The 25,263-nt window shown below is 56.1% G+C and carries 22 protein-coding genes and 1 pseudogene; 9 read left to right on the plus strand and 14 right to left on the minus strand.

Annotation, left to right across the window (positions count from 1 at the left end):
* The first annotated feature begins 16 nt into the window (after positions 1-16).
* From M1136_02585 to M1136_02600, 4 genes are all read left to right on the plus strand, one after another.
* Positions 17-2,803, plus strand: coding sequence for a cation-transporting P-type ATPase (locus tag M1136_02585; GenBank protein ID MCL5074526.1), 2,787 nt, complete (start codon positions 17-19; stop codon positions 2,801-2,803).
* A gap of 5 nt (positions 2,804-2,808) precedes the next feature.
* Positions 2,809-3,459, plus strand: a complete 651-nt coding sequence (locus tag M1136_02590; protein ID MCL5074527.1) for a TrkA family potassium uptake protein — start codon at positions 2,809-2,811, stop codon at positions 3,457-3,459.
* 11 nt (positions 3,460-3,470) lie between these two features.
* Complete coding sequence (locus M1136_02595; protein MCL5074528.1) at positions 3,471-4,127, plus strand: NAD-binding protein; 657 nt, start codon at positions 3,471-3,473, stop codon at positions 4,125-4,127.
* 193 nt (positions 4,128-4,320) lie between these two features.
* On the plus strand, positions 4,321-6,621 hold the full coding sequence (locus M1136_02600) for an amylo-alpha-1,6-glucosidase (protein MCL5074529.1): 2,301 nt from the start codon (positions 4,321-4,323) through the stop codon (positions 6,619-6,621).
* 59 nt (positions 6,622-6,680) lie between these two features.
* On the opposite strand, the gene rsmG is transcribed toward M1136_02600, so the two are convergent.
* The 9 genes and pseudogenes from rsmG to M1136_02645 all read right to left on the minus strand — a co-directional run bounded on the left by rsmG (position 6,681) and on the right by M1136_02645 (position 14,384).
* Positions 6,681-7,439 (minus strand): 16S rRNA (guanine(527)-N(7))-methyltransferase RsmG, encoded by a 759-nt coding sequence (gene rsmG, locus M1136_02605; protein MCL5074530.1) that lies wholly within the window; start codon positions 7,437-7,439, stop codon positions 6,681-6,683.
* A gap of 8 nt (positions 7,440-7,447) precedes the next feature.
* Entirely contained in the window at positions 7,448-8,050 is a 603-nt protein-coding gene (locus M1136_02610) for a molybdenum cofactor guanylyltransferase (protein ID MCL5074531.1), read from the minus strand.
* Positions 8,051-8,293: 243 nt separating this feature from the next.
* Positions 8,294-8,761, minus strand: a pseudogene (gene mobB / locus M1136_02615) (molybdopterin-guanine dinucleotide biosynthesis protein B).
* 5 nt (positions 8,762-8,766) lie between these two features.
* Positions 8,767-10,038, minus strand: coding sequence for an adenylosuccinate synthase (locus M1136_02620; GenBank protein MCL5074532.1), 1,272 nt, complete (start codon positions 10,036-10,038; stop codon positions 8,767-8,769).
* Between the two features lie 230 nt (positions 10,039-10,268).
* On the minus strand, positions 10,269-10,751 hold the full coding sequence (locus M1136_02625; protein ID MCL5074533.1) for an AIR carboxylase family protein: 483 nt from the start codon (positions 10,749-10,751) through the stop codon (positions 10,269-10,271).
* Between the two features lie 25 nt (positions 10,752-10,776).
* Positions 10,777-12,186 carry an adenylosuccinate lyase gene (gene purB / locus M1136_02630; GenBank protein ID MCL5074534.1) on the minus strand — a complete coding sequence of 470 codons (1,410 nt, stop codon included), beginning with the start codon at positions 12,184-12,186 and terminating at the stop codon, positions 10,777-10,779.
* Positions 12,187-12,192: 6 nt separating this feature from the next.
* A complete protein-coding gene (locus tag M1136_02635) occupies positions 12,193-13,353 on the minus strand; it encodes an MFS transporter (GenBank protein ID MCL5074535.1) in 1,161 nt (386 codons plus the stop codon).
* Positions 13,354-13,389: 36 nt separating this feature from the next.
* On the minus strand, positions 13,390-13,773 hold the full coding sequence (gene gcvH, locus M1136_02640) for a glycine cleavage system protein GcvH (GenBank protein ID MCL5074536.1): 384 nt from the start codon (positions 13,771-13,773) through the stop codon (positions 13,390-13,392).
* A 428-nt stretch (positions 13,774-14,201) separates the two neighbouring features.
* Positions 14,202-14,384, minus strand: coding sequence for a hypothetical protein (locus tag M1136_02645; protein MCL5074537.1), 183 nt, complete (start codon positions 14,382-14,384; stop codon positions 14,202-14,204).
* A gap of 199 nt (positions 14,385-14,583) precedes the next feature.
* Here M1136_02645 and M1136_02650 point away from each other — a divergent pair, with 199 nt between their 5' ends.
* The 5 genes from M1136_02650 (at position 14,584) to M1136_02670 (ending at position 19,205) form a co-directional block, all read left to right on the plus strand.
* Complete coding sequence (locus M1136_02650) at positions 14,584-16,749, plus strand: acyl-CoA dehydratase activase-related protein (protein MCL5074538.1); 2,166 nt, start codon at positions 14,584-14,586, stop codon at positions 16,747-16,749.
* Between the two features lie 104 nt (positions 16,750-16,853).
* Positions 16,854-18,320, plus strand: coding sequence for a radical SAM protein (locus M1136_02655; protein ID MCL5074539.1), 1,467 nt, complete (start codon positions 16,854-16,856; stop codon positions 18,318-18,320).
* A 64-nt stretch (positions 18,321-18,384) separates the two neighbouring features.
* Positions 18,385-18,555, plus strand: coding sequence for a hypothetical protein (locus M1136_02660; GenBank protein MCL5074540.1), 171 nt, complete (start codon positions 18,385-18,387; stop codon positions 18,553-18,555).
* 225 nt (positions 18,556-18,780) lie between these two features.
* Entirely contained in the window at positions 18,781-18,960 is a 180-nt protein-coding gene (locus M1136_02665; protein MCL5074541.1) for a zinc-ribbon domain-containing protein, read from the plus strand.
* A gap of 11 nt (positions 18,961-18,971) precedes the next feature.
* Positions 18,972-19,205: a MoaD/ThiS family protein gene (locus tag M1136_02670; GenBank protein MCL5074542.1), complete on the plus strand. Its 234-nt coding sequence runs from the start codon at positions 18,972-18,974 to the stop codon at positions 19,203-19,205.
* 100 nt (positions 19,206-19,305) lie between these two features.
* Here M1136_02670 and larE read toward each other — a convergent pair whose 3' ends face one another.
* The 5 genes from larE to M1136_02695 all read right to left on the minus strand — a co-directional run bounded on the left by larE (position 19,306) and on the right by M1136_02695 (position 25,010).
* Positions 19,306-20,115, minus strand: coding sequence for an ATP-dependent sacrificial sulfur transferase LarE (gene larE, locus M1136_02675; protein ID MCL5074543.1), 810 nt, complete (start codon positions 20,113-20,115; stop codon positions 19,306-19,308).
* A gap of 120 nt (positions 20,116-20,235) precedes the next feature.
* Complete coding sequence (locus M1136_02680) at positions 20,236-21,234, minus strand: ABC transporter permease (protein MCL5074544.1); 999 nt, start codon at positions 21,232-21,234, stop codon at positions 20,236-20,238.
* A complete protein-coding gene (locus tag M1136_02685; protein MCL5074545.1) occupies positions 21,224-22,285 on the minus strand; it encodes an ABC transporter permease in 1,062 nt (353 codons plus the stop codon). Before M1136_02685 ends, M1136_02680 begins: the two co-directional genes overlap by 11 nt.
* Complete coding sequence (locus M1136_02690; GenBank protein ID MCL5074546.1) at positions 22,282-23,826, minus strand: ABC transporter ATP-binding protein; 1,545 nt, start codon at positions 23,824-23,826, stop codon at positions 22,282-22,284. The genes M1136_02685 and M1136_02690 overlap by 4 nt, the downstream gene beginning before the upstream one ends.
* Before the next feature lie 95 nt (positions 23,827-23,921).
* Positions 23,922-25,010 (minus strand): BMP family ABC transporter substrate-binding protein, encoded by a 1,089-nt coding sequence (locus tag M1136_02695; GenBank protein ID MCL5074547.1) that lies wholly within the window; start codon positions 25,008-25,010, stop codon positions 23,922-23,924.
* Between the last annotated feature and the right edge of the window lie 253 nt (positions 25,011-25,263).

Here is a 25,263-nt window from a genome sequence, read left to right on the forward strand (position 1 = left end):
AGGGAGGCTATGGGGATTGAGCGACAATCCAGCACTGAACCGAAATGCTTGTGAGGCAATATACACCCTCTCAGCAAGCCAGGTATATGCAGCTCTCGGTACCACGCCGCGCGGTTTGACTGACGAAGAGGCCAAACAGCGCCTGGAGCAGTACGGCCCGAACGAGATAGAGGAAGCGGCAAAAACGCCCCTTATCCTCCGGTTCCTGGCCAACTTTTACCAGGTTTTCGCCCTCCTCCTCTGGGCCAGCGCAGCGCTGGCTTTCATCTCAGGGTCCGACGCCCTTGGCTGGGCCATCATCGCCGTCATCGTCCTGAACGCGCTTTTCTCCTTCTTTCAAGAGTATCAGGCCGAGAAGGCTGTTGAGGCGCTAAGGAAGCTATTGCCGGCCAAGGCGCGCGTCCTCCGTAATGGCGAGATTAAGGAGATCTTAGCGCGAGAGCTCGTACCTGGTGACGTGATCGTGCTTGACGTGGGCGACAACATCTCTGCCGATGCCCGTCTTATCGAGGAGGTTGAGCTCCGAACCAATAACGCGCCGCTCACAGGCGAGTCTGAGCCTGTGCGCAGGACGGCCGATGCGGTGCCCGAAAGGCAGGTGCCTCTCAGCGAGATCCCCAACATTGTCTTCGCTGGAACGTCGGTCGCCTTCGGCTCTGGTCGGGGGGTGGTTTTTGCCACGGGGATGAATACGCAGTTTGGCCAGATCGCCCGTCTCACTCAAGGTGTAAAAGTGGTGCCCAGTCCGCTACAAGTAGAAGTTAGTAACATCGCTTTGAAGGTGGCGGCGATAGCCCTCCTTGGTGGAGTTGTCTTCTTCCTCGTCGGAGCATCTCTGGCCCAATTGTCGGCTACTGACGCTGTGATCTTTGCTATCGGCATGATCGTTGCCAATGTACCTGAAGGTCTTCTGCCCACGTTGACCTTGGCCCTCGCCGTAGGGGTGAGCACGCTGGCACGCAAGAATGCCCTCGTTAAGCGACTTTCTGGCGTGGAAACGATGGGCTCGGTCACAGCCATTTGCACCGATAAAACAGGCACGCTGACGCAGAACGAGATGACCGTGCGCGAGATATGGGCAGACAGACAAAAGATTACGGTGACCGGCACGGGCTATGAGCCAGCGGGCGATTTCAGGATCGATAGGCGACCAGCGGACCCCGAAGTAACCTGCAGGTTACACCTCCTGCTTCGCGCCGCCAGCTTCTGCAATAATGCTCGTCTGGTTCCTCCTTCTGGCCTCCGGGAAAAGTGGCGCATCGTCGGTGATCCGACCGAGGGCGCATTGCTCGTTGCCGCACGCAAGGGAAACCTTGACTATGAGCAGGAACTACAGCTTAACCCGCGTATATACGAGTTGCCCTTCGAGTCTGGCCGTAAGCGGATGACTACCATCCATCGTGAAGAAAACGGGCTAGTGGCGTATGTGAAGGGCGCTCCAAAGGAAGTCCTGGCGATTTGCTCCCGGATCTTGCTCGACGGCCAGGTAGTACCTCTCACTGATGAACTCAGGAATACGATAACGGAGCAAAACGACGAGTTTGCGCTGGCATCCTTGCGCGTTTTAGGCGTTGCTTACCGGACGCTGCCAGAGGGCAGCGACTACCGCTCTGTGGAGCAGGTCGAGCGAGAGCTCGTCTTTATCGGACTGATGGCCATGATGGATCCACCGCGTCCTGAGGTCGCTGAGGCCATAAAGCTGTGCCATCGTGCAGGGATAAAGGTCTATATGATCACCGGCGACTACGGATTGACGGCTATTTCTATTGCCACAAAGATAGGGCTCGTGAAAGGGGAAGGTACCCGCATCGTTACGGGGGCCGACCTGGACCAAATGTCATCTGAGGATCTCCGCAAGGCCTTGCAAGAGCGGAACATCATCTTTGCCCGCACCACACCTGAGCATAAGCTGCGCATTGCGACAGAGCTCAAGTCCCTTGGCGAGACCGTCGCCATGACGGGCGATGGAGTGAACGATGCGCCGGCCTTGAAGAAGGCCGATATCGGCATCGCTATGGGGATCACGGGCACCGACGTGGCGAAGGAAGCGGCTCAGATGATCTTGGTCGACGATAACTTTGCCACTATTGAGAGAGCTGTTGAGGAAGGGAGAAGGGTGTACGATAACGTCCGCAAGTTCCTAATTTATATCTTCGCCCACCTGGGTCCGGAAGCGGTGCCCTTCGTGGCCTTCGCCCTCTTTCGCATTCCCCTAGCCATCACTGCACTGCAGATCCTAGCTATCGACGTTGGTACCGAGACCCTGCCAGCGCTGGCGTTGGGCGTGGAGCCAGCCGAACCAGGCATCATGGAGCGGCCGCCAAGGCCAAGAAGGGAGCACTTGCTAACCGCACCCATCCTCCTGCGGGCCTATCTCTTTTTCGGCATAATCGAGTCTATATTCGTGATGGGTGGATTCTTCTGGGTGCTATTTCGAGGTGGCTGGACATGGGGTGTAGATCTGCCACCTAGCGACGCACTGTATCTCAAGGCTAGTACGATGGCCTTCCTCGGGATCGTGATGACGCAAGTGGGTACCGTGTTTGCTTCACGCACCAACAAGGTGTCGGTGTTCCAGGTGGGTCTATTCACCAATCGCTGGGTTCTGTGGGGTATACTATTCGAGCTGGCCCTCACTCTGGCCTTGCTTTACTTCCCACCGTTGGCGTCATTCTTTGGCATGCATCCGCTTGGTCTTGAGGAATGGGCTATTGCTATCTTCTTCGGACCCTTCGTGTTTCTGGCCGATGAGGCCAGGAAGTGGTATGTACGTCGCAGCGAGAAAAGACTGGAAGGGAGGTGATAGAAATGCGAGTGGTCATCGTCGGCTGTGGCCGAGTGGGAGCACTGCTGGCTACAATCCTTTCAACTGATGGACACAATGTGGCCATAATCGACCGCAACGCAGCTACCTTCAAGAGATTGCCAAGCAGCTTCAGGGGTACTCCCATCGAGGGCAATGCCTTTGATCAGGATGTGCTCAAGCGGGCCGGCATTCAAATGGCGGACGCCTTCGCCAGTGTGACTGCTGGGGATAACACCAACTATGTGCTGGCGGCGATGGCGAGGAACCGTTTCAAGGTACCACGCGTGGTCACGCGAATCTATGACCCCTTGCGGGCGGACATTTATCGCAGGCTGGGGGTGCCAACCATATCCACCACCGTCTGGGGTGCAAACAAGATTTGGGAGTTACTGACCTATACCGGCCTCACCAGCGTCGTCACCGTCGCCAACGGCGAGGTGGAAGTGGTGGAGGCGGAGATCAGCCCCTTGATAGCCGGGGTAGCGGTTAAAGATATAACCATCCCCGGGGAAACGCAGGTAGTGGCCGTAGTTCGTGGGGGAACAGCTTTCATTCCTAGCTCGATGACGAAGTTTGTCAAAGGAGACCGAGTCCTGGTCGCTGTATTGGCCACGGCATTGCCGCGGCTCGAGAGCATGCTCTCACCTAGGTAGGAGGGAAGGAAATGTTCGTCGTGATCATCGGTGGAGGACTGGTCGGGCGTCACCTGGCGGCGATGCTCCTGGGCGATAAGCAGAAGGTGGTGATTATCGAGAAGAACCCCGCCGTGGCCGCAACGGTGGCGAAGGAGGTGGGCGTCAAAGTGGTGGAGGGCGACGGGGATGACCCTAAAGTTTTGGCTGAGGCTGGGACACGTGGCGCCGACGTGTTCATCGCTGTTACGGGCGAAGATGAGGATAACCTGGTTGCGGCAACTCTGGCGAAATTCGAGTTTCTGGTCCCACGGGTGATGGCCAGGGTCAACAATCCCAAGAACGAGTGGATGTTCGGCAAGGATATGGGTGTGGACATCGCCATCAACCAGGTCACGCTGATAGCGCATCTACTCGAGGAAGAGATGACCCTGGGAGACCTGGTCACCTTGTTAAAGTTGCGCGAGGGCGACGTAGCGCTGGTCGAGAAGCCTATCACTGAGGGCTCGAAGGCTATCAAAAGACAGGTAAGCCAGCTTGGCTTGCCTGAGGATATAGTATGTGTGGCAGTTCTGCGGGCAGGTAGAGTGCTCTTCCCTAAAGCAGACCTGACCCTGGAACGCGATGATCGGCTTCTCCTGTTGACCACCGTCGAGCGAGAGCAGCAAGTGGCAGAGATATTGGCCTAACTTAAGGGCTACCTTGAACCCACCGAAGGCGGATTTTAGGGGTCATTCCCCCTTCGGCGGACTTACAGTAAGAAAGAGGCTAACAATGCTGAGCAATGCCTCGAAAGGAGGGGGTTGTGGTAGAATGATGCAGGTTGTTTTCTTCGGTGAAAAAGCCCTATCTGAGGTTCATTAAGGGAAGGATCACAAGGTTATGGCTATGGAAAAGCTGGTGCTGGCGGAGGATCAGGTCTTCCTCGTTAGCGATGAATTGGGGGATGTCCCCCACAATAATACTCAAGGTCTGGGGTTATACTATCTGGATACACGCTTCCTGAGCATATTCGAGTTCACTATAAACGGCGCCCAGCCGATCCTCCTGAACTCCTCCAGCGAACAGAACTTTATGGGCAACCTCCAGCTCACTAATCCTCCCCTGACTCAGGAGAACGGCGAGTTAATCAATCCCCAAAGTATCAGTGTCCGCCGCAATCGCTTCATCGATGGCGGGCTCCAGGAGCGTCTCGGCCTGTTCAATTACAAGAGCTTCCCCATCCCGGTAGAGTTAAGCCTCATCCTGGGAGCCGACTTCAAGGATATGTTCGAGGTGCGCGGGATGAAACGAGAGGTTGGGGGGACTCCCACTGTAGAGGAACATCGCGGTCAGATCCTGACCCCTATCGTTGGTGATTCTACCATTTCGCTACGCTATATCGGACTGGATGGCATCGAGCGGCGCACAGAGATCACCTTTGAATATTCTTACACCCGTGCCGAAATATTGCCCGGGGGCGAGCCGGAGGTTATCTGTGCACCACCATCAGCGAGCACAACGGCCACCGTCTCGACCAGCGAACCACGACCACCCTGTGTCCGCTTGGTCTTCCAGCTGGTCCTTCAGCCCCACAAACCCTATGCCATTACCTTCTATGTCATCCCGACGGTAGCTGGAGAGCAGCCAAAGCGCGCCTCTTTTGACGCGGAGGCTAAAGAGCTGCGGGAATCATATGAGCAATGGCTCACCTCCTGCACCCAAATAAGGACGGATAACGAGATCTTCGACCGCATGGTGAATCGTGGGGAGATAGACCTGCGCGCCCTGTTGAATACCTTTCCGACCGGTCTATTTCCGACAGCCGGCATCCCCTGGTTCGCCGCTCCCTTTGGCCGAGACGCACTCATCACCTCCCTCCAAACCCTGATCCTTAACCCGGACATCGCTGTGGGCACCCTGCGCTTCCTGTCTCAGCATCAGGGTAAAGAGGTAAATGAATGGCGGGATGAGCAGCCGGGTAAGATACTACATGAGATCCGCCGGGGGGAGATGGCCACCTATGGCCAGATACCCCACATCCCCTACTATGGCAGCATCGATGCTACACCCCTCTTCCTCATCCTCTTCGCCGAAGTGATGGACTGGCTAGACGACACCGATTTATATAGCGAGCTCCTGCCGGCCGTCAAAAAAGCCCTGGATTGGATCGATAGCTATGGGGATCTGGACGGTGATGGTTACGTGGAATACAGGACGTTGTCCAGGCGCGGGCTGCGTAATCAGGCCTGGAAGGATTCCTGGGATTCCTACGTCCTCCCGGACGGTTCCCTGGCGGAGCCTCCCATCGCCGCCGTCGAGGTGCAAGGATATGTCTATGACGCCGAAGTGCGCCTGGCCACCCTGTTTGGACGCAGGGGGGAGGGGGAATGGGCCGATCGTCTGATCACGGCTGCTCAACGTCTCAAGGCGAAGTTCAATGTTGATTTCTGGCTGGAAGAGGAACAGTTCTATGCTCAGGGACTAGATGGCCTCAAGCGCCCGATCCCAGCCGTCACCTCCAATGTAGGGCACTGTCTCTGGTCAGGCATCATAGAGCCGGGCCGAGCCCGGCTGGTGGTAGAACGCCTCATGGCCGAGGATATGTTCAGCGGTTGGGGGATACGCACACTCAGCAGCCATTACCCTAATTTCAACCCAATGAGCTACCACAACGGATCCATTTGGCCTCACGACAACTCCCTTATCGCCGCAGGGATGAAACGCTATGGGTTCGATGGCGAAGCCAACCAGGTGATTAATGGTATCTTTCAGGCCGGCCTCCGTTTTCGCTACAACCGTCTACCTGAACTCTTCTGTGGGTTCCAGCGAGACCTGCGCTACTTTTCAATGCCCGGCGAGTACCCTATCTCCTGTAGCCCTCAGGCCTGGGCTACCGGGGGTATGATCTTCTTAGCCCAAACCCTGCTTGGGTTACGCCCTGATGCCGCAAATGGTCGACTCTACCTGCGCCCTACGCTCCCCCAATGGCTTGCGAGGATCGACTTATACAATCTGCGCCTTGGAGAAGGCAAAGTGAACCTCCTCGTCACGCCAGCCCAAGTGAATCTAGAGGATAAGCAGAACCGTTTCCAGGTCTTGCTGGGTCACGAACCGCTAAGGTTAGAGGGTGAACAAGGGAGCGCTGGGGGTAGTCCAGAAGGGGGTCACCCCTTCTGGGTGGGTCCTAGGGCTCTGCCCTAGCCTCTAATCCCCCTTCTCCCGCTGGGAGAAGGGGGCAGGGGGATGAGGGCGTTTCCCCTTTATAATGGCCGTTTGGCCGGGATACCCGGACGGCGGGGATAAGACCGAGGTGTGGACTGCACCTTATCAACGACGACCAACTGTCTCTGTTCGGCGATGATGGGCAGTTCGAACACCACTGGCTCGCGCAGTCGCCCGCCAAGGAGAGTTAAAGCCCGCGCCGCCGCCTTAAGCTCCGCCGTGATGCCCATTTTCTTTGGAGCGATGAAACGTCCTCCCACCCTGGTCAGGGGCAGACAATATTCCAACAGGGTAGGGAGTATCGTCACCGCTCGGGAAAGAGCGATATCATACTGTTCCCGCTGCTCCGGACGATGTCCTATCTCTTCGGCTCGCGCTGTGATTATAGAGACATCGCTCAGTCGCAGCCTCGCCACCAGATGATGCAGGAAGGCGGTCTTCTTGGCTACAGAGTCTACGAGCGTCACTTCCAGTTCTGGACGGAAAATTTTGAGAGGCAGACCGGGGAAGCCACCACCACTACCGATGTCGATGACACGCCATTTAGGGGATTCCGCCGGGGGCGACCAGCCCTCTGGACCAGCAGCCAGGGACACAGCCTCCGACGGGAAGGCCAGCAGACAGGTGAGAGAGTCTAGGAAGTGCTTCACCTGCACTTCAGCCAAATCAGTGATGGCCGTCAGATTGATGCGCCGATTCCAAGCGATGAGCTCCTCGTAATAGAGCCGAAACATCTCCAGCTGTGGTTCAGTGAGCAAGAATCCCAGCTGGCGTGCTCCCTGCTGAAGCAGCTCCATCGGCCACCTCAGGACATACGGGCGCGGATGATCTCCTCCGCCTGGCGGAGCTGAGCAGCCGTATTGATGTTAAAAAAGGAGAGGTGTTCAGGATCGTAAGGGTCGATCTCTGTTTCCTCAAGATAACGAACGCGCACCTCAGGGAAGAAGTCGATTATCTTGAGGTTCCCCTCCCTCAAGAGATCGTGGATGGGCTCTAAACAACTTTTGGCATAGATAGCGTGGAGGGGTTCCAAATTGTCTTCAACCCGAGGGATGAGGACATCGTAATCACGAGGCAGTTCAGCCATATAGCGAAGCAAACCCTGATTCAAAAAGGGCATATCACAGGCCACCACCAGGGCGTGCTGAAAACTGGCTGACAACAACCCACTGTAGATGCCACCCAGTGAGCCCATCTCCTGGTAGATATCCTCCACTAAAATGGTTCCAGGCTGCCTGTGATCGGCCGAATTACTGACAATGATCACCTCGTCTCCTATCCCACGCAACCTCTCTATGACATGCTGTAATAAAGGACGGTCTCGACCCAGGGTCAAGAGGGCCTTGTCGACCCCCAGGCGGGAACTCTTACCGCCGGCTAAGACTATGACTGTAAGTGGAGCTCTCATCGTTCATCCAGGTGCAGGAACGATCGCCGTCGTGGGCCCTTCCTAGAACAGGCTGGAGGCCTCTTCTAGTGCCTCAACCTTCAGACGAATTTCCCTTGCTCCGGCTGTGCCGCGCAGGGCGGAGACCATACCCAGGATAGTCTTTTGAAAGATGCTCCGAGCGAAGGCGTTCAGAGGGATAGAGCACCCATCCACTTCAAGGGTCACCGCGGCCTCCTTCTGTTGTCTGGCTATCTCTCCCTCCAGGAGATCCACCACCCCAGCGGCATCATCCAGGCCGAACTGAGGCACATCCAGGGCAACCCCTTGATCAGTGACGATGGCCAGGAGTTCCTCTGGGCTACAGAGTAGCTCCTGACCAACCTCCCGTCGGGAGACCTCTATCTTCGGCTTATCGCTCTGCTTATAGCCCTCGGTCAGGATGATATCAACGTTCTGAATCATTTGACTCCGCAACTCATCTAGCGACATCTCCTGAGGCGTCTGCATAATAAGAGCCACCTTGTCAGGTGAGGAGATGACCACTACATCGCTACCAGCCTGGGCGAGGCGCCAGCTATCCTTGCCAGGTTGGTCGATAGCGAAGCCGTGGACATCGTGTTTAATAACGGCCACGCGGCGTCCTCGCCTCTTCAGCTCAGCGATGACCTTCTCCAGAAATGTCGTCTTCCCCACATCGGATTTCCCCACAAAGGAGACTATAGGCACCATAACGTTCACCTCCTGATCGTCTGCCCTCGTTCTGGACCGACCGAGACGATGGTGATCGGAACACCGATTAGTTCCTCGAGGCGTCGCACGTAATCCTGGGCGGCTGAGGGCAAATCAGCGAAGCTTTTCGCTCCCTGAATCGAGGTCCGCCAGCCGGGCATCTTCTCATAGATGGGCCGACAATGGCTGAGGAATTGGGCATCGCCATCCACATAATGGACGCGCTTTCCATCCACCTCATAGCCTACGGCGATCTCGATCTCGGCGAATTGGTCAAGGACGTCTAATTTGGTCAGGGCCATCTCCGTGAAACCGTTGAGCATGGCACTGAAACGGGCGATCTCAGCGTCGAACCACCCACAGCGACGCGGTCGGCCGGTAGTGACACCTCGCTCCGCCCCGAACTCGCGCAGCAGTTCGCCCGTCTCGTCGCTGAGCTCGGTAGGCATGGGTCCGTGCCCCACTCGTGTCGTATAGGCCTTGACTACTCCCACAACCCGTTTTATCTCGGCGGGCGGGATGCCGGCTCCACTGGTACCCTCATTAGCCAGTGTCGTTGAAGCAGTGCAGAAAGGATAGGTGCCCCAATCGGGATCCAAGAGCGTACCTTGAGCACCCTCCAGAAGGATCCTTTTGTTCTCAGCGAGGGCCTTTTGTACGATAGGAAACGGCTCACAGATGAAAGGAGCCAGCACCGCATAGAGGGACCTGTACTGCGAGAAGATCTGCTCAAGGGAGAGTGGCTCTTCGCCAAGGGCTGCGATAAGCCTGTTTTTGACGCTCAACTGCATCCCCAGCTTCTCCGCGAAGACCGACTCATCGGCCATATCGGCCAGACGAATGCCATTGTAACTCACCTTATCGGCATAAGTGGGGCCGATCCCTCGTCCGGTCGTACCTACGCTGCTCTTCCCTTTGGCCGCCTCATACAAACGGTCGAGCAAACGGTGATAGGGCATAACCACATGACACCGCTGAGAAACGAGGAGCCGTCCGGTCGTATCCACACCCTTCTCTCTAAGGGACTCGATCTCCTCAAGCAGCGTTTCCAGATCAACGAGCACCCCTCCCCCAATGATACAGGTGACCCTGGGGTTAAAGATACCCGAAGGAATTAAGTGAAATCTACTGATACCGTATTCGTTTACGACGGTGTGCCCGGCGTTGGCCCCACCGTTGAAGCGGATGACGAAATCGGCCTCCTGGGCCAGAAGGTCGATTATCTTACCCTTCCCCTCATCACCCCATTGTGCTCCGATGATGGCTGTAACTGACATTGATTGTCCTCCTTTGAATATTCCCTCATCCCCCTGCCCCCTTCTCCCAGCGGGAGAAGGGGGGAATTATAGGCTAGGGCGGAGCCCTAGGACCCACCCAGAAGGGGTGACCCCCTTCTGGACTACCCCTTAAGAGAAGGGGGGTTGGCTCTGGGCTAGCGCGATTCACCCCAAGTAGTGGGGCGGCGCCCTCCTCCTTGACCGCCCCTGTTCCTTCTTAAATTTCCTCCTTAGCGGCCGCCCACCTCCTGGTCAGCAGCGATGACTTCATCGGCCAGTCCCTGTTTATATCCCCTCAATTTCGTGCGCAAGCCCTCATCCTGTAGACTGAGAATCTTAATCGCTGCTAGTGCCGCCGCCTCTGGTTCCAATACAGTGACACAGGCTATCCCACTGGGCATCCGCAGCGAAGAAAATATATCCAACCCGGCATAACGTTCCCCATAGGGAGGACAGCTGATGACTGGCGCCAAGCTGTGCCCATCGATCATCCCGGCTAAGGCGTTAGATAACCCAGCAACGGCAATATAAACTATACTTTTGTTCGCCTGCTCATAATCGCGGAGCATAGCCAGGAGATGAGCAGCTGTTTTATGCACTGAGGCAATGTGAATCTTGGAGGACACACCAAAGCGACGCAAGATCTCAGCTATCTCCCGACCTCGCTCCAAATCCGCAGAGGAGCCCAAAATAATTGGCACCAAAGGTTCCACCGTTTTACCTCTCCTTGACTGTCTATTAGGACGCGGTGGCCAGCGTTTGCCGCGCCTGCGCTATGAATCTCTCACAACGGTCCATGACATCACCGATGTAGGTAGCCGTATCCAGGAGCCTGGCCAGAAGCGGTTGGGGGACGTGAGCAGCGATCCGCGGTTCCTGGCTCAACAAGGCGGGGAGAGGATTAGGCTCACCCTTCCAAACCGCTTGCCAGGCCTGCATAGCGTACTGGCGAATAAGCTCGTGCATCTCCTGTCGGTCAGCCCCAGCCTTAACCAGCTCCATAAGGAGCGCTTCTGTACTGATGAAGGGCCCGTAAGCATCCAAATTCCTTTTCAGCTGTTCCTCATAAATGACCAACCCCTCGATAACCTTCTGAGCCAGAAGGAGAAGCTCATCTGTGGCCAGGAAGCCCTCCGGCAGAAGCAGACGACGATTAGCCGAATCGTCCAGGGTACGTTCCAAAAGGGAGTTAGCCGCATTGTCCCAAGCCACCTGCGGTAGCCCGCGTATGAAGCGGGCCAACGAACAGATTCTTTCGGAGATGACGGGATTGCGTTTGAAGGCCATCGTTGAGGAACCAACCTGCTCCCGGCCAAATGGTTCGGCCATTTCGCCAAAGCCTGCCGACTGAAGGAGGCGCAGGTCAAAGGCGAACTTATGAAGGGACTCAGCAATAGAAGCCAGGACGTTCAGCACAAGCCAATCGAACTTGCGGGGATAGACCTGAGTAGCGACCAAGACGTAGGGAAGACCTAATTTCGCCATGACCTTCTTTTCCATCTCCGCGGCGCTCATCCCCCGCTCCTCAAGCAAACGGGTATAAGCAGACGATGTGCCGACGGCCCCCTTAAGCCCCTTACCCTTGACCATCGCCCTGGTGGCCCATAACTCCTCCAAATCGGCCAAAAGTTCCTGACCATAGACAGCCAGGCGATAGCCGATGGTAGTCGGTTCGGCGGGCTGAAGGTGGGTATAGCCCATACAAACGACAGCCTTGTACCCCTCGATCCTGGCCAGGAAGGTCTTCAGGAGGGCAGCGAGACGCCTTTCGATGAGCCCCAGAGCCTCTCTTATCCGCAGCATCTCGGCGTTGTCTGAGATATCAGCCGAAGTAGCTCCCATATGGAGACGGCCACCGCCGAGGGGGGATTGCTCGGCGAAGGTCCTCAGCTCGGCTACCAGATCGTGCTGTACCCTCTCTTCGATCTCAAGGGCTCGCTGTACATCGATCTGGTCAGCGTGAGCCCGCAGGTCAGCCAGCTCCGCTGGAGAAACCAGCCCCACCTCGGCCTGCACCTCAGCCAGGGCGACCCAGATACGACGGAGAAGGCACCGGAAATACCCCTCTGACCACAGATGGCGCATCTCCTCACTACCGTAGCGCCAGGTGAAGGGGGAGAGATAAGTGGCGAAGTTGTAAGTGGTCATATGCGATCACACCTTTCTTCTGATAAGGAAGGCCAGGCCAGATGACCCGATAGCTACCAGGGCCAACCAGGCGAAGACGCTATCCAAGCTGAGCTGGTCAATAAGATAACCGACGGCTGGCGTGACTACGCCTCCCGTCTCCTGCACGAGAAAGTAATAGAAGCTGAGAAAGGTAGCCCGCTGTTCCCAAGGCACAATATCGGCGATCATCGATTCCAGGACAGGCATCCTGACCATAGACGTGATGCCGTAGAGAACCATCACGACAATCAGGACAGGACCATACGGGGAGAGGGTCACCAAATATAATAGGGGACCGGTAAGGGCCACGGAGAGGACGATAAGGGGCTTGCGGCCGAAGCGGTCCGAGAGCGTGCCGCCCAATGGACCGGCCACGATGCCCGAGCCGAGGACGACCCCTACGATCATACCCGCGTAAACCGGGGAAACACCGTGCTTATCCACTAAATAGAGGGGCAAGAAAGAGTTCACCCCAGAGGTGATAGCCTGCGTGATCACGGCTATAGCCACAATGATGCCTACCATCTGCACTATCTCACGAAGCTGGACATGTTGACCTGGGTCAGCCAGCGCTGCCCTCCGGGTGACTTGCTCCTCTGGCGCACGCACCAATCTCCAGAAAAGGAAGGAGGCAAGAATGGCCGGTGCAGCCAGAATGAGAAAGGCAGGCCGCCAACCGGCCAGGCTGGCGATCGATCCGGCCATGATGGGGGTGAGCAAGAAGCTCGAGGAACCACCAATGATGTGAATGCCCAGGGATCGACCCGTCCGCTCGCGGCCGGCAATCTGGGAGAGAAGGGAAGCAGCCAGGGGGTGATAGGCAGCGCCAAAGAATCCCATAACGGCCAGCAGAAACAGCACCTGATGATAGTCTATGGAGAGACCAATGCCGAAGGTGGTCAAGGCCACACCGAGTAATCCGAGAGAGATGAGAGTCCTTTTGCCCATCTCCCAGCGATCAGAGGCTGCAGCGATAGGCACGTGAGCAAAGCCATACACCAGGCTGTAGGCCGAAAAGAGTAGCCCAGCCCGAAAATAATCCAGTTGGAAATGATCCCTGAGGAGGGGCAATAAGGGAATGAGGATACCCATGCACACGTGCAAGGTGAAATGGGCAAAAGTGAAGACAGGCAAGACGCGTCTCATCGAAATTCCCTTGCCCCCAGATTATTTATTACCAGACTAGCCGGTTGGAAGGGAGCGCTCATATTCCTCGGCTGTAAGCAGGGCCGTTAACTCGTCCGGCGCAGCGATCTCGACCTCGATCATCCAGCCTGCCCCGTAAGGATCCTGATTGACCAACTCCGGCTCGTTTTGCAATCGTTCGTTTACGGCCGTCACCCGCCCCGACAGAGGGCAGTAGAGGTCGGAGGCCGTTTTCACCGACTCCACCACCCCAAAGGTGGCGAACTGCTTGACCTCACTGCCGACACTGGGCAGTTCGACGTACACCACATCGCCCAGTTGGCTCTGGGCGTAGTCGGTGATGCCGATGACGGCGTGACCATCTTCTAATCTGACCCATTCATGCTCCTTGGTGTACCTTAGATCACGGGGAAAATCCATCGTATATCCTCCTCGTAATATATGTTTTGGAAAGGAGCTACCCCTTCCAGAAGCGAGATGTCCCTGAGATGTTCGGTAGGCCGGGCTCAAAGGAAAGATATCGCCCACTGTAAGGTAAAAATGATAGGCGAAGTGAGGGTAGGTATGCCCACCAGATTGATTATAGCACGGCGTTGGCTATCCCAACAACGGCCACAGTCTGAGAGTATTGAACATCGGGGGTTCCAAGGGGAGCGCAGGGGTCTTTCGGATGTGCCCTCCTTCCGCAGGAAGGATACAAAATAAAGCCCGCAGGGCTATCTTGAGCCTCCTGTGGGGATTTGAGGGGAAATATTCAACACCCCCATAGGCTATACATAGAGCAGGGGGAGGCGACCAGCGGTCGCCTCCCCCTGCTCCTGGCTCAAACTATCTAGGGTTACCAACGATTACCCCTTAGACTTCGTTTCTCGAGTGACCCAACGCCCGCTGGCCGTGGCGGCCAAGGGAATATCCTTCTCCATATGGCATTTCAAGCAGTAGTGGTGGTAATAACAAATTCCATCTATCCTGATAGAGGTGATCTCCCAGTAGTGCGGAGGGCAAAGGTCCGTTGGATTTCTCTCGGGCATAATGCATCTCCTTCCCTTATGTTCTCAGCCATTTTGGTGGTCCCTAACCGCATTTATTTAAGGATAACACAAATCGACTGAGGAATCAAGTTGACAAACTGCCCAAAGGGAGTATCATTATTATGTAGGGGTGGCTTTTTGAAGCGGTGAATAAGCATCGCTACAGAGTTATCCCTTAGGTATCCTGGAGGCTGTCCCTATGTTGACCATAGGCATACCCCGGGCCTTGCACTACTTTCGTTACTACCCATTGGCCCATTCTTTTTGTCAGACGCTCGGCGTCAACGTTGTCGTCTCTCCTCCAACGACACGGGAGATGTTATCTACTGGAATGTCTTGTGTCGTCGCTGAGACATGCCTGCCGATCAAGGCCTTCTGCGGACACGTCATCTGGCTGCAGGATAAGGTCGACTACGTCTTTGTCCCCAGCCTGCGCTGTATCGAAGCCCCCCTCTATAACTGCGTCAAGCTCTTCGCCCTGCCAGATATGGTCCGAGGGGCAATTAAAAAGGCCCCCGTGTTAGATATGGGCTATGATATGAGCCAGGGCACTCAGGCTATATATAAGGGGATTTTCGCCCTGGGACAGCAATTGGGCTTCAGGAGAAAACAAATCCTGGCCGCTTGTGAGTCCGCTCTCCGCACTCATACCATCTACCTGAGGCTGCTCCGCCAGGGGATCTCACTTCCTCAAGCGATAGAAGCAGCCTGTGGGCAACAGTTATCCACCTCCGCTGAGGCGGAGAGAAAAGTAGGGCAGCAGACCTCACCGCCCAGGAGCGCAACAGTTGGCATCGTGGGCCATCCTTATATCACTTATGACGATTACCTCAACAACAACCTCATCCCCAGGTTAACTAAGCTGGGGGTTCACCTGATGACCGCTGATACATTGGGGCGTGATGACCTGGATATGGGGGTGAGACAGGTCATCGGTGAACCTTACTGGATGTATGAGCGAGAGATAACCGGGGCTGCTGGCTACTTCTTGCGCAGCCATAAGGTTGATGGCGTCATCACGGTTAGCGCCTTCGGCTGCGGTCCTGATTCCATGATGATCGATGCCGTTCAACACTCGGCCAAGCGGGAGAGGCACAACCCCTTGCTCTCGCTCACTATCGATGAGCACACGGCCGAAACCGGGTTAGTGACGAGATTGGAAGCATTCGTCGATATGGTGGAGAAGAGGCGCACCGATCCATGCGGCGAATTCTCCTCGCCATCCTTCTACACTCCCGGCCACACCATACTCACCCACCCGGTCAAATTGACCTTCCCTCATATGGGAACGACGCGCGTTGCCTTGAAGGTCCTTTTCGATAAGATCGGTGTGGAGACCATCGTCCCACCACCCTGTAGTAAACGCACCCTGGACCTGGCCGTCAAATACTCACCGGAGGGTGCTTGCCTGCCCTATAAGCTGAATCTGGGCAACTATATTGAGGGTCTGGAGCTGGGGGCGAATACCCTTATCCAGCTGAGCGGGCCGAATAACTGCCGCTATGGCTACTATCACAAGCTCCAGGAGCAGGTCCTGCGCGATCTAGGTTACCAGTTTCAGATGGCCCTACCAGAAATAAGCGGCCGAACCATCAAAGGGGTAATCGATGTGTTGCAGGAGATGTCCGGCGCCTCCTTCCGACAGTGTCTTTCGGCTATCCTCTTAGGTTTGGAGGTGATCCATGACGTAGATGAAATTGAACGTCAAGTGCAGTATGTGCGCGCTCGAGAGTTGAAAAAGGGTACGGCGAATAAGATCTGGCAACAGATTCTTAATGAGATGGAGAAGGTGCGCACGAGAAGTGCTCTCAAGTCCCTCAAGAAGAGGTTCCAGGCAGACCTGGCTGCCGTACCGATGGATCGCAATCGCAGACCACTTAAGGTATGCATAGTGGGCGAGATCTATGTCGTCCACGAACCCTACGTGAACCAGGACATTGAGGTGGAATTGGGCAAGATGGGCGTAGAGGTGAACCGTGCCGAACAGGTGAGCGAATGGCTCACCCTTTCGCCGGAGCTGATCCTGGAGGCCCTTGGCTTTGGACACAAAGCACGCATAAGGAAAGCCGAAAAGCCTTATCTCAAGTATTGGTCCGGTGAGACGGTAGGACAAGCGGTTCTGGCGGAGGAGGATGGTTACGATGGGGTCATTCAGCTGGCACCGTTCACCTGCATGCCGGAGATCGTCGCTCAGAATATTATGCCCAAGCTGAAGGAAAGGGTAAATATACCGATCCTCACCCTGGTACTCGATGAACAGACGGGCCGTGCCGGACTCCTCACCAGGTTGGAGGCCTTCGTCGATTCACTGCAGCGCCGGCCAAAACCAACCAGGGGGACTCAGCGGTGGTCCTTAGTCAGCTAGAGACGATGGAAAATCAAGAGAGAGGAACATCCCTTATCTTAAGGAGGCATCGACCAACAGCCCCAGCTAGATACTTTCTCAAACTGTTGAGGAGGAATCGAAGGATGAGCGTCACTTTAAACACACGACGAGAAGGACTTTACAGCCGCCTAAAACAAGCCACAGCTGAAAGCATTGTCAGCCAGGCTCTTAATCTTTTGTCCCACGCGTCAGAAAAGAACTATCGGCAGCTGGCCCTCACCTTCGACCGGATCGCCGATGGGCACCAACAGAAGATGATCGCCGAGTGGTTGAAGGGGTATTTAGCAGAGGATAGACCGGGCGCAACCTTCTTGAGCCGCATCCTAAAGAACGTACACCCTAACGTGCGCAAAAAGTTCTTGGCCAAGATGATCGTTGGGCTCTTCTTCCGGCGGGATGATCCAGATATAGCCCGCTTCAAGACCGAATATGGCATCCAGCGCCTTACGGTGATCGTCTTCTCGCCAACGATGCGCTGCAACCTGAAGTGCACTGGCTGCTATGCCGGTAATTATACGAAGGCGGACGATTTACCCCCTGAGGTGATGGAGCGGGTAATCAACGAGGCCAAGGCTCTGGGGGTTCGCTTCTTTGTGATCTCCGGGGGGGAACCATTCATATACGAGCCTTTATTGGACCTCTTTGAGAAGCACAACGATGTCGCTTTCCAGGTGTACACCAATGGAACGCTGATTGACGAGCAGTTGGCCGACAGATTGCTCGCTCTGGGCAACGTCTCACCGGCCATCAGCATCGAGGGTTTCAAGGATTTGACCGATATGCGACGCGGGGAAGGGATCTACGAGCTGGTCCTGCGGGCGATGGATAACCTGCGTGAGCGCGGGGTTATCTTCTCCTTCAGTGCTACAGCTACAGCCCATAATATCGAGGTCATCACCAGTGATGAATTCATTGACCTGATGATTGGGAAGGGGGCGACCTACGGCTGGTATTTCTCCTATATTCCAATTGGGCGATCCCCCGACCTGAACTATATGCCCACACCCGCACAGCGCAACCAGCTGCGTGCTGCTGTCAATCGCATCAGGACAACGAAGCCCATTATGGTGGCCGATTTCTGGAACGACGGGGCTCTGACCGGGGGCTGCATCTCAGCCGGCCGTTGTTACCTGCACATCAACAACCGGGGTGACATAGAACCCTGTGTCTTCTGCCACTTCGCTACGCACAACATAAAAGAGACCACGCTGATGGAGGCTCTTGCTTCTCCCTTCTTTGTCGGTTTGAGGTCATTGCAGCCGTTCAACCATAACCATTTGCGGCCGTGTCCCTTGATCGATAACCCAAAGGCGATGCGCTTCGCCGTACAAAAGTGGGGCGCTTATCCCACTCATCCAGGGGCGGAAAGCCTGGTAAGGGAGCTCAGCGATGGGCTGGATAAGTATTCCGCCGGCTTAGAGAGGGTTTATAACCCAGTCTGGCATGAGAAATATAACTGGGCCGAAGACTGGCTGGACCCTGATCTGAAGGACAAGAGCAAGGGCTTCCGTGAGGAGCTGATCGCACCGACCGACGTGGCCGCTTCCTGATTCCCTTGGCACGCTTCTTGCTATAGGTCGGGCAAACGGCTCCCTCTGAGGGGGGTGATGGGCAATGATGTGGCTCAAGGCCTGTCCTCGCTGTGGCGGGGACCTGTTCGTAGAAGACGATGTCGGTGAGAGTTATATCATCTGCCTGCAGTGTGGCTATGTTCTGCCGCAGGCTCAGGCGGAGCGGCTAATGGCCGAGTTCCGGCCGATTCAACCGCAGCCCAAGGCTGCTTAGGGCTGAGCTCCAGTCCATACACTTTGCGGGAGAAGGTGGACGAGGGTCGATTGGGATGGTCTGGGGATGCGGCCCATAGGCACATCTTCCTTCTCCCGCCAGATATAGGGAGTGCAGAGGGGCAAAGCCCTTCTGCTGGGGTTTGGGGTATCCCCAAAATCTTTATTCCCCCTCTCCCGTCCTTCCACGGAAGGACGGGAGAGGGGGTCAGGGGGTGAGGGTACTATGAACAAACCCAAAGAAGAAGAGATCTGTCGTTGTCCCTACTGCGACCTTCCCACCGTTTCTCCCCACCCTCCCTTCTGCACCCATTGCGGCGTGCAATTACGCTTCTGCCCCCATTGTCAGTCAGCCGTTCCCCGCGAGGCCACCTCCTGTAGCCACTGCGGCGCTAGCCTTACTTGAGGTGAAACCGGGTGAAGATTAGCATCAGGCTGTTTGGTGATCTCCGCCGTTTCCTGGCACCCGGACAGGATACCCTGGAGGTCGTCCTGAGTGAGGGGTCTACCGTCCATGACCTCATTCGTACCCTCAACTTGCCCCACGGCGAGATCTGGGTCGTCAGTATCAACGGCACTCTGGCCACGAGAGAGCAAGATCTCAAGGATGGCGATAAAGTTGAGATATTCGCCCCCGTTGGTGGTGGATAGGTTAGAGGGCACGCTCTTCCAAACACAAGGTGCATAAGCCACCCGCAGAAGCCTTCTCCGACCAGCAGTGGCTGTTCATCTCCGTCGCCAGACAGATAACTTACCCCTTCAGGGGCTCATTCATGCTGCCGGTGCGGTAACCCTCCAGGTCAAGCACCACATAGGTATAACCGAGAGACTTCAACCCCTCCACAATTTTGAGGCGGATCTCCGGGTTGAGGAGACGCTCAAACTCGGCGGGTAGCAGTTCTACACGTGCTATAGTCTGGTGGTGCCTCACCCTGACTTGGGAAAAACCGAGATCGCGCAACAACTCCTCCGCTGCCCCCACCTGGGACAGCTTTGCCCTGGTGATCTCCTCGCCATAGGGAAAGCGGGAGGAGAGGCAGGCGAAGGAGGGTTTATTCCAGGTGGGCAAGCCCATCTTTTGTGAAAGTTGCCTGATCTCTGCCTTGCCCAAACCGACCTCCGCTAGTGGACTGCGCACACCCAGCTCCTGGGCAGCCTGTCTTCCAGGACGAAAATCGTGATCGTCATCCACGTTCGACCCATCCATGACCTGAGCATACCCTTCTTCTCTGGCAATGGCCCAGAGCTTAGAGAAGAGCTCTTTTTTACAAAAATAGCAGCGGTTGATGGGGTTATTCTTAAACTGCGGTATCTCCAGCTCCTCAGAGGTGACGTAGCGGTGACGAAAACTGAACATCCTAGCCATTTCAGCCGCCTCCTTGGCCTCTCGCTGAGGATAGGTCTCCGAAAGGGCCGTAACGGCCAAGTAGCGCTCCCCCAGCGCCTCCTTCGCAGCCACAGCTAGCAAAGTGCTATCCACGCCGCCTGAATAGGCGACCACAACGCTGCCCATTTCGCTGAGAAGCAGACGAAGTCGGGCGTATTTCTGTTCAACGTCCATTGTTATACCTCTTTCCCCTGGACAAGGGGCTAGGAATGCGACCATGCCGTACTACAGGACAAAGCGCCCTGCTACATTTTAGGGACTATGGTCAGGGGAGTCAAAGATGGGGATGACCTTTTACAGCTCTTCGCTCGCGGCCCGCGGCTTCCTCACCACAGCCGCCTCCTGAACCATCTTCTCCCGGAACTTACGGGCCTTCTCCACAGCTATGGCCTTCTTCCGTTGGGCATACACGGCCAGGGCGATAATAGTGGCCAGATAGGGGATCATCAGCACCAGCTGGGGCGGAATCTTCAGGGAGCCCAGCTGGTTGGAAAGGGCATCAGCGAAGCCAAAGACCAACGAGGCTAGCAGGGTACCTATAGGGTTGCGGTCACCCAGAAAAACAGCGGCCAGGGCGATAAACCCACGGCCAGCGGTCATATCCCGTTGGAAGAAGTTCATATATCCCATGGAAAGATTCACCCCGCCGATACCGCTGAAGAGTCCACTCAGGATCAGGGCGATGTATTTGATGCGGATAACATCAATGCCCACTGAAGCGGCTGCATCTGGGCTCTCGCCTACCGCCCGAATGTGGACCCCCAGGGCAGTCCGATAGAGGAGAACCCACACCACGGCCACCAGGGCGAAAGCAACGTAGGTGATCACGTTATGGCCGGAGAGGATGTCCCCCAGGATAGGGATTTCAGCCAAAATCGGGATCTTGATGCTGGGCAGAGAAAGGCTCTTCAGGGCATTCGAGAAACCCTTGTCATGGGTGAGGGCGAAGAGCAGGAACACCGTTGCTCCGGAGGCCAGGATGTTCATGGCCAGGCCAGCCAGGATGAGGTCGGCCTTGAGGTTCAGGTGGAAATAAGCCAGGGCCACGGCCATAAACATGGCCGACACGACCCCGGCCAATAGCCCGAGCCAGGCATCCTGAGCGTAGGCGCTGATGACCACCCCCACGAAGGCCGCCGTCAGCATCATCCCCTCCAGGGCCACGTTGATAACCCCGGCCAGTTCAGAGAGGAGTCCCCCCAAGGCCGCCAGCAAGATAGGGGTAGTGATGCGCAGCACGCTGAAGGCGAAGGCCGCGCTGAAGATGCTGGTCAAGATGACTTCAGGAGACATCTAATTTGGGCTCCTTCAAAGCTATTCTACGTTTCAAGAAGGATAGGAAGGACTCAGCGGTAACCAATAAAATGATGATCGCCTGAATCACGCTCACGATCTCCCGGGCCACGTCGGAACTGCGCTCCATAACATCCGCTCCAGTGCGGAGGTACCCGTAAAAGAGGGCGGCGAAGGGCACGGCCAGGGGATGATTGCGGGCCAACAGGGATACCACGATGCCCTCGAATCCATAGCCCATAGAGATGTTCAATATTAGCCGTTTATGGATACCCATGGCTAGGGCTGCCCCCGCCAGGCCGGCGATGATGCCGCTCACAGCCATGGACAGGATGATCACCCTGGTTGTATTGATTCCCCCATAGCTGGCGAACTTGATATTGGCACCGGTCATGCGAATCTCATAGCCCAAGGTCGTGCGATAAAGCAAATAGTATACGAGAAAGACCGCGGCTATGGCCAGGAAAAGGGAGAGCGAAATCCGCGTCTCCGGGACCAGGTTAGGCAAGATCGCCGATTCTGAAAAAAAGTTAGAAACAGTATACCCTGCGTAGGGTGGCTTGAGCCAATAGGTGAGCAAAAGGTTGTAGATCTGGATGGCTATGGCGTTGAGCATCAGGGTAGAGACGATCTCATTGGCGTTAAGATGGGCCTTGAGATAGCCTGGTATGAAGCCCCACAGGTAACCCGCTGCCCCAGCAGCCAGGAGGGCCAGGGAGATGTGGAAAACCGCTGGTACATTGATAAAGAGTCCCACGATCCCCGCGGCCAACGCACCCAGGTAGAGCTGCCCTTCGGCGCCGATGCTGAACTGCTTGGCTTGAAAGACCAACGCCACCGCTAAGCCGGTGAAGGTGAGGGTGATGCTTTCCTCAATCCAGTTTCCAAAGCGGTTGAGCCGGCTAAAGGGCCCCAGAAGGAAGGACTCAAAGGCCGCCAGCGGCTGCTTGCTCACCAGCAGAGTAATAACGAAGCCGATGAGCAGGGAGAAAAGGATCACACCGCTGATCCTGGCGAATTCAAAGAGCAGCTCACGTTGTTTCAAGGTCATAGATACGCCTCCATTACCTGGCGCTCCTGCCGCTTCAGGCCAAGCATGTAAAGGCCATATTCTTCCTCAGTGACCCTGGCGGCTTCGGGGAAGATGCCCACGATCTGGCCATTATACATCACGGCGATGCGATCAGCCAGGCTCATCACCTCGGAGAGGTCGGCAGAGACCAAAAGTACAGCACAGCCCTCGCTCCGTTTCCGCACTATCTGCTGGTGGACGAACTCCGTGGCCCCCACGTCGATGCCCCGCGTGGGCTGAGCGGCGATGAGCAACCTAGGGTTCGCCGAGAACTCTCTGGCGATGACCACTTTTTGCATGTTCCCACCGGAGAGAGCACTTACGGGTACTTGTCCATCAGGAGCACGAATATCGAACTCCTTTATCAGCTTGTCCCCATGATGATTGATGAGCTTCAGGTTCAGGGCCAGTCGCTGGGCGAAGGGGGGACGATAATAGCGATCCACAATGAGGTTCTCTTGCAGGCTGGCCCCTAAAGCCAGTCCATTGGTGAGCCGGTCCTCGGGTATGTGAGCCACTCCCACCTCGCGGATCTGTCGTGGCTGTCTCCCCAGAATTTGGGTGCTGTCCACGAGGGCACTGCCAGAGGTGGGCCGGCGCAGGCCGGTGAGGACCTCCACCAGCTCTGTCTGCCCATTGCCCTCCACCCCGGCGATGCCCAGGATCTCGCCAGCGTAAACGTTTAAGGAAACGTCCTGCAAGGCCACGTGGCCAGCCTCGGTCATATAGGTAAGCCCCCGCACCTGGAGGACAGGCCCACCACGCTGAAGCGGTGGCTTATCTATGGACATAAAGACCTCCCGCCCCACCATCATCCGCGCGATCTCCACCTCAGTGGCCTGCGGGGTGAACATAGTGCCCATAACCCGACCATTGCGCATCACGGTCACCCGGTCGGAGACCTCCTTCACCTCCCTGAGTTTGTGCGTGATGAAGATCACCGTCTTGCCCTGCTCCACTAACTTGCGCACCGCTGCGAAGAGCTCCCGGGTCTCCTGGGGAGTGAGCACAGAGGAAGGCTCGTCCAGGATGAGGATCTTAGCCCCCCGATAGAGGGCCTTCAAGATCTCCACCCGCTGGCGCATGCCCACCGGGATGGACTCCACGGTCGCCATAGGCATTACGCTCAGACCGTATTGTTTGGAGAGATCCTCGGTGATCTGAATAGCCTCAGTGATATCGATGAACCCCCGGTTTTCGGGCTCCTGGCCCAGGACGATGTTCTGGGCCACAGTAAAGGAGGGCACCAGCATGAAGTTCTGATGCACCATCCCGATGCCCAGGGCGATGGCCACGTGGGGGCTGGGGATATGCGCCCGTTTACCCCACAGCCAGATTTCTCCCTGGGTGGGTTGCTCCAAGCCATAGAGAATCTTCATCAAGGTGGTTTTCCCAGCGCCGTTTTCGCCCACCAGGGCATGGATTTCGCCAGGTTCCACGCTGAAATCCACCCGGTCGTTGGCCACCACCTCGTTGGGATATATCTTCGTGATCTTGCGCATATCAATGAGGGATGCCACCGTTCGCTCCCTTTGGCCCTGTGTAAGGTAGACATCTCGTCCCCCTTACACAGGGCGTTGTTCTAGAGGGGGGAGAGCTCTCCCCCTTGTCGAAACTACTTGATGACTGTGTTTACCTTGATGGTCCCGTCCAGGATCTTCTTTTCGGCCTCGTCGATCTTCTTCTTGATGTCATCGGGTGTGTATTGCTCGTAGTACTTATTCTTGGCCAGGCCAACGCCTCCCTCCTTGATGCCCAGAGCCTCTGCTGAGCCATAGGGTAGCTTGCCCTCCAGGTGCAGCTTGATGGCCCGGTAGAGTGAATTATCCACGTTCTTCATCATGGAGGTGAGGATGTTCTTAGTGAGAGCTGGATCGCTACTCTCGAAGAGCAGGGCCTGGTCAGAGTCCACGCCGATGGCGTAGCGCTTCTGGGCCTTGGCCGCCTCGAAGATGCCCGCCCCGGTGCCACCGGCCACGTTGAAGATGATGTCGGCGCCCTGATTATACATGGCCAGTGAGATCTCCTTACCTTTGGCCGGGTCGTTCCAGCCTCCAGCATACTGGACGATCACCTGGGTCTCCGGATCGGCATCCTTGGCACCCTGTTTGTAGCCAACGATGAAGTCATTGATCACCGGGATGTCCTGGCCACCAATGACACCAATGACCTTCTGAGGATTGGCCATCTCCATCTTCGACTTAGTCACCAGCCCGGCATAGAGACCCGCCAGGTATGAGCCCTCATTCTGCTTGTAGGTGATGGAGTATACGTTCTTCAAGCCTTTGGAGTAATCCACCGAGACGTCGAAGATCATGAACTTCTTGTCGGGGTGCTTAGGGGCCACGTTCTCCAAGTACTCCTTCATCTGCCAGGTGCCACAGATGATGATATCATATTTGGAGTCAGCGGCGTCTATAAGGGCAGGCTCCCACTTGGATGGATCGGTACCGGCCTCGATGATCTTAGCCTCGATGCCGAAGTCCTTCTTGGCTTCCTCGATACCGCGGGCCGCTGAGTCAAAGAAGGATTTATCACCCAAGACACCGTTGATCACCACCAGCACGCGGGGTTTCGCTGCCTCCGACGCTTTAGGGGTCTCAGCAGCTTTGGTGGGCGCCGGTGTAGCGGCGGGGCCACAGGCTGTCAATAGCATGCCAGCCACCATAGCTACTGTAAAGAGCACATACAGATACCGTTTCATGTTACAACCTCCTTTAGGATATTATTGGCTTCTTTCCTCCGCGAGAATCATGAACCAATTTCGCCCAAAACTCCCTTAGCCATCCATAGACACCTGTCTGCCGCCAGGTTCTGTTTTTCATGATATCCCTGCTAGGGTGACGGGTGAGGAACTGTCCGGCATGCCGACAGGATATCATACGGATGCGCTCCTGACCAGCCCTACCCAACCTACTGCACTGTTTGCAGTGGATCAAACTACTCTATCTATCACC

This window comes from Chloroflexota bacterium, assembly GCA_023475225.1.
Classification (GTDB): Bacteria; Chloroflexota; UBA6077; order FW602-bin22; family JAMCVK01; genus JAMCVK01.

Coding starts and splice junctions, on each gene's coding strand:
- M1136_02595 (MCL5074528.1), top strand. CDS start 3,471: ATGTTCGTCGTGATCATCGGTGGAGGACTGGTCGGGCGTCACCTGGCG.
- gcvH (MCL5074536.1), bottom strand. CDS start 13,773: ATGGATTTTCCCCGTGATCTAAGGTACACCAAGGAGCATGAATGGGTC.
- M1136_02695 (MCL5074547.1), bottom strand. CDS start 25,010: ATGAAACGGTATCTGTATGTGCTCTTTACAGTAGCTATGGTGGCTGGC.
- M1136_02610 (MCL5074531.1), bottom strand. CDS start 8,050: ATGAGAGCTCCACTTACAGTCATAGTCTTAGCCGGCGGTAAGAGTTCC.
- M1136_02600 (MCL5074529.1), top strand. CDS start 4,321: ATGGCTATGGAAAAGCTGGTGCTGGCGGAGGATCAGGTCTTCCTCGTT.
- M1136_02660 (MCL5074540.1), top strand. CDS start 18,385: ATGATGTGGCTCAAGGCCTGTCCTCGCTGTGGCGGGGACCTGTTCGTA.
- rsmG (MCL5074530.1), bottom strand. CDS start 7,439: ATGGAGCTGCTTCAGCAGGGAGCACGCCAGCTGGGATTCTTGCTCACT.
- larE (MCL5074543.1), bottom strand. CDS start 20,115: ATGGACGTTGAACAGAAATACGCCCGACTTCGTCTGCTTCTCAGCGAA.
- M1136_02590 (MCL5074527.1), top strand. CDS start 2,809: ATGCGAGTGGTCATCGTCGGCTGTGGCCGAGTGGGAGCACTGCTGGCT.
- M1136_02665 (MCL5074541.1), top strand. CDS start 18,781: ATGAACAAACCCAAAGAAGAAGAGATCTGTCGTTGTCCCTACTGCGAC.
- M1136_02680 (MCL5074544.1), bottom strand. CDS start 21,234: ATGTCTCCTGAAGTCATCTTGACCAGCATCTTCAGCGCGGCCTTCGCC.
- M1136_02655 (MCL5074539.1), top strand. CDS start 16,854: ATGAGCGTCACTTTAAACACACGACGAGAAGGACTTTACAGCCGCCTA.
- M1136_02620 (MCL5074532.1), bottom strand. CDS start 10,038: ATGTCAGTTACAGCCATCATCGGAGCACAATGGGGTGATGAGGGGAAG.
- M1136_02650 (MCL5074538.1), top strand. CDS start 14,584: ATGTTGACCATAGGCATACCCCGGGCCTTGCACTACTTTCGTTACTAC.
- M1136_02635 (MCL5074535.1), bottom strand. CDS start 13,353: ATGAGACGCGTCTTGCCTGTCTTCACTTTTGCCCATTTCACCTTGCAC.
- M1136_02645 (MCL5074537.1), bottom strand. CDS start 14,384: ATGCCCGAGAGAAATCCAACGGACCTTTGCCCTCCGCACTACTGGGAG.
- M1136_02685 (MCL5074545.1), bottom strand. CDS start 22,285: ATGACCTTGAAACAACGTGAGCTGCTCTTTGAATTCGCCAGGATCAGC.
- purB (MCL5074534.1), bottom strand. CDS start 12,186: ATGACCACTTACAACTTCGCCACTTATCTCTCCCCCTTCACCTGGCGC.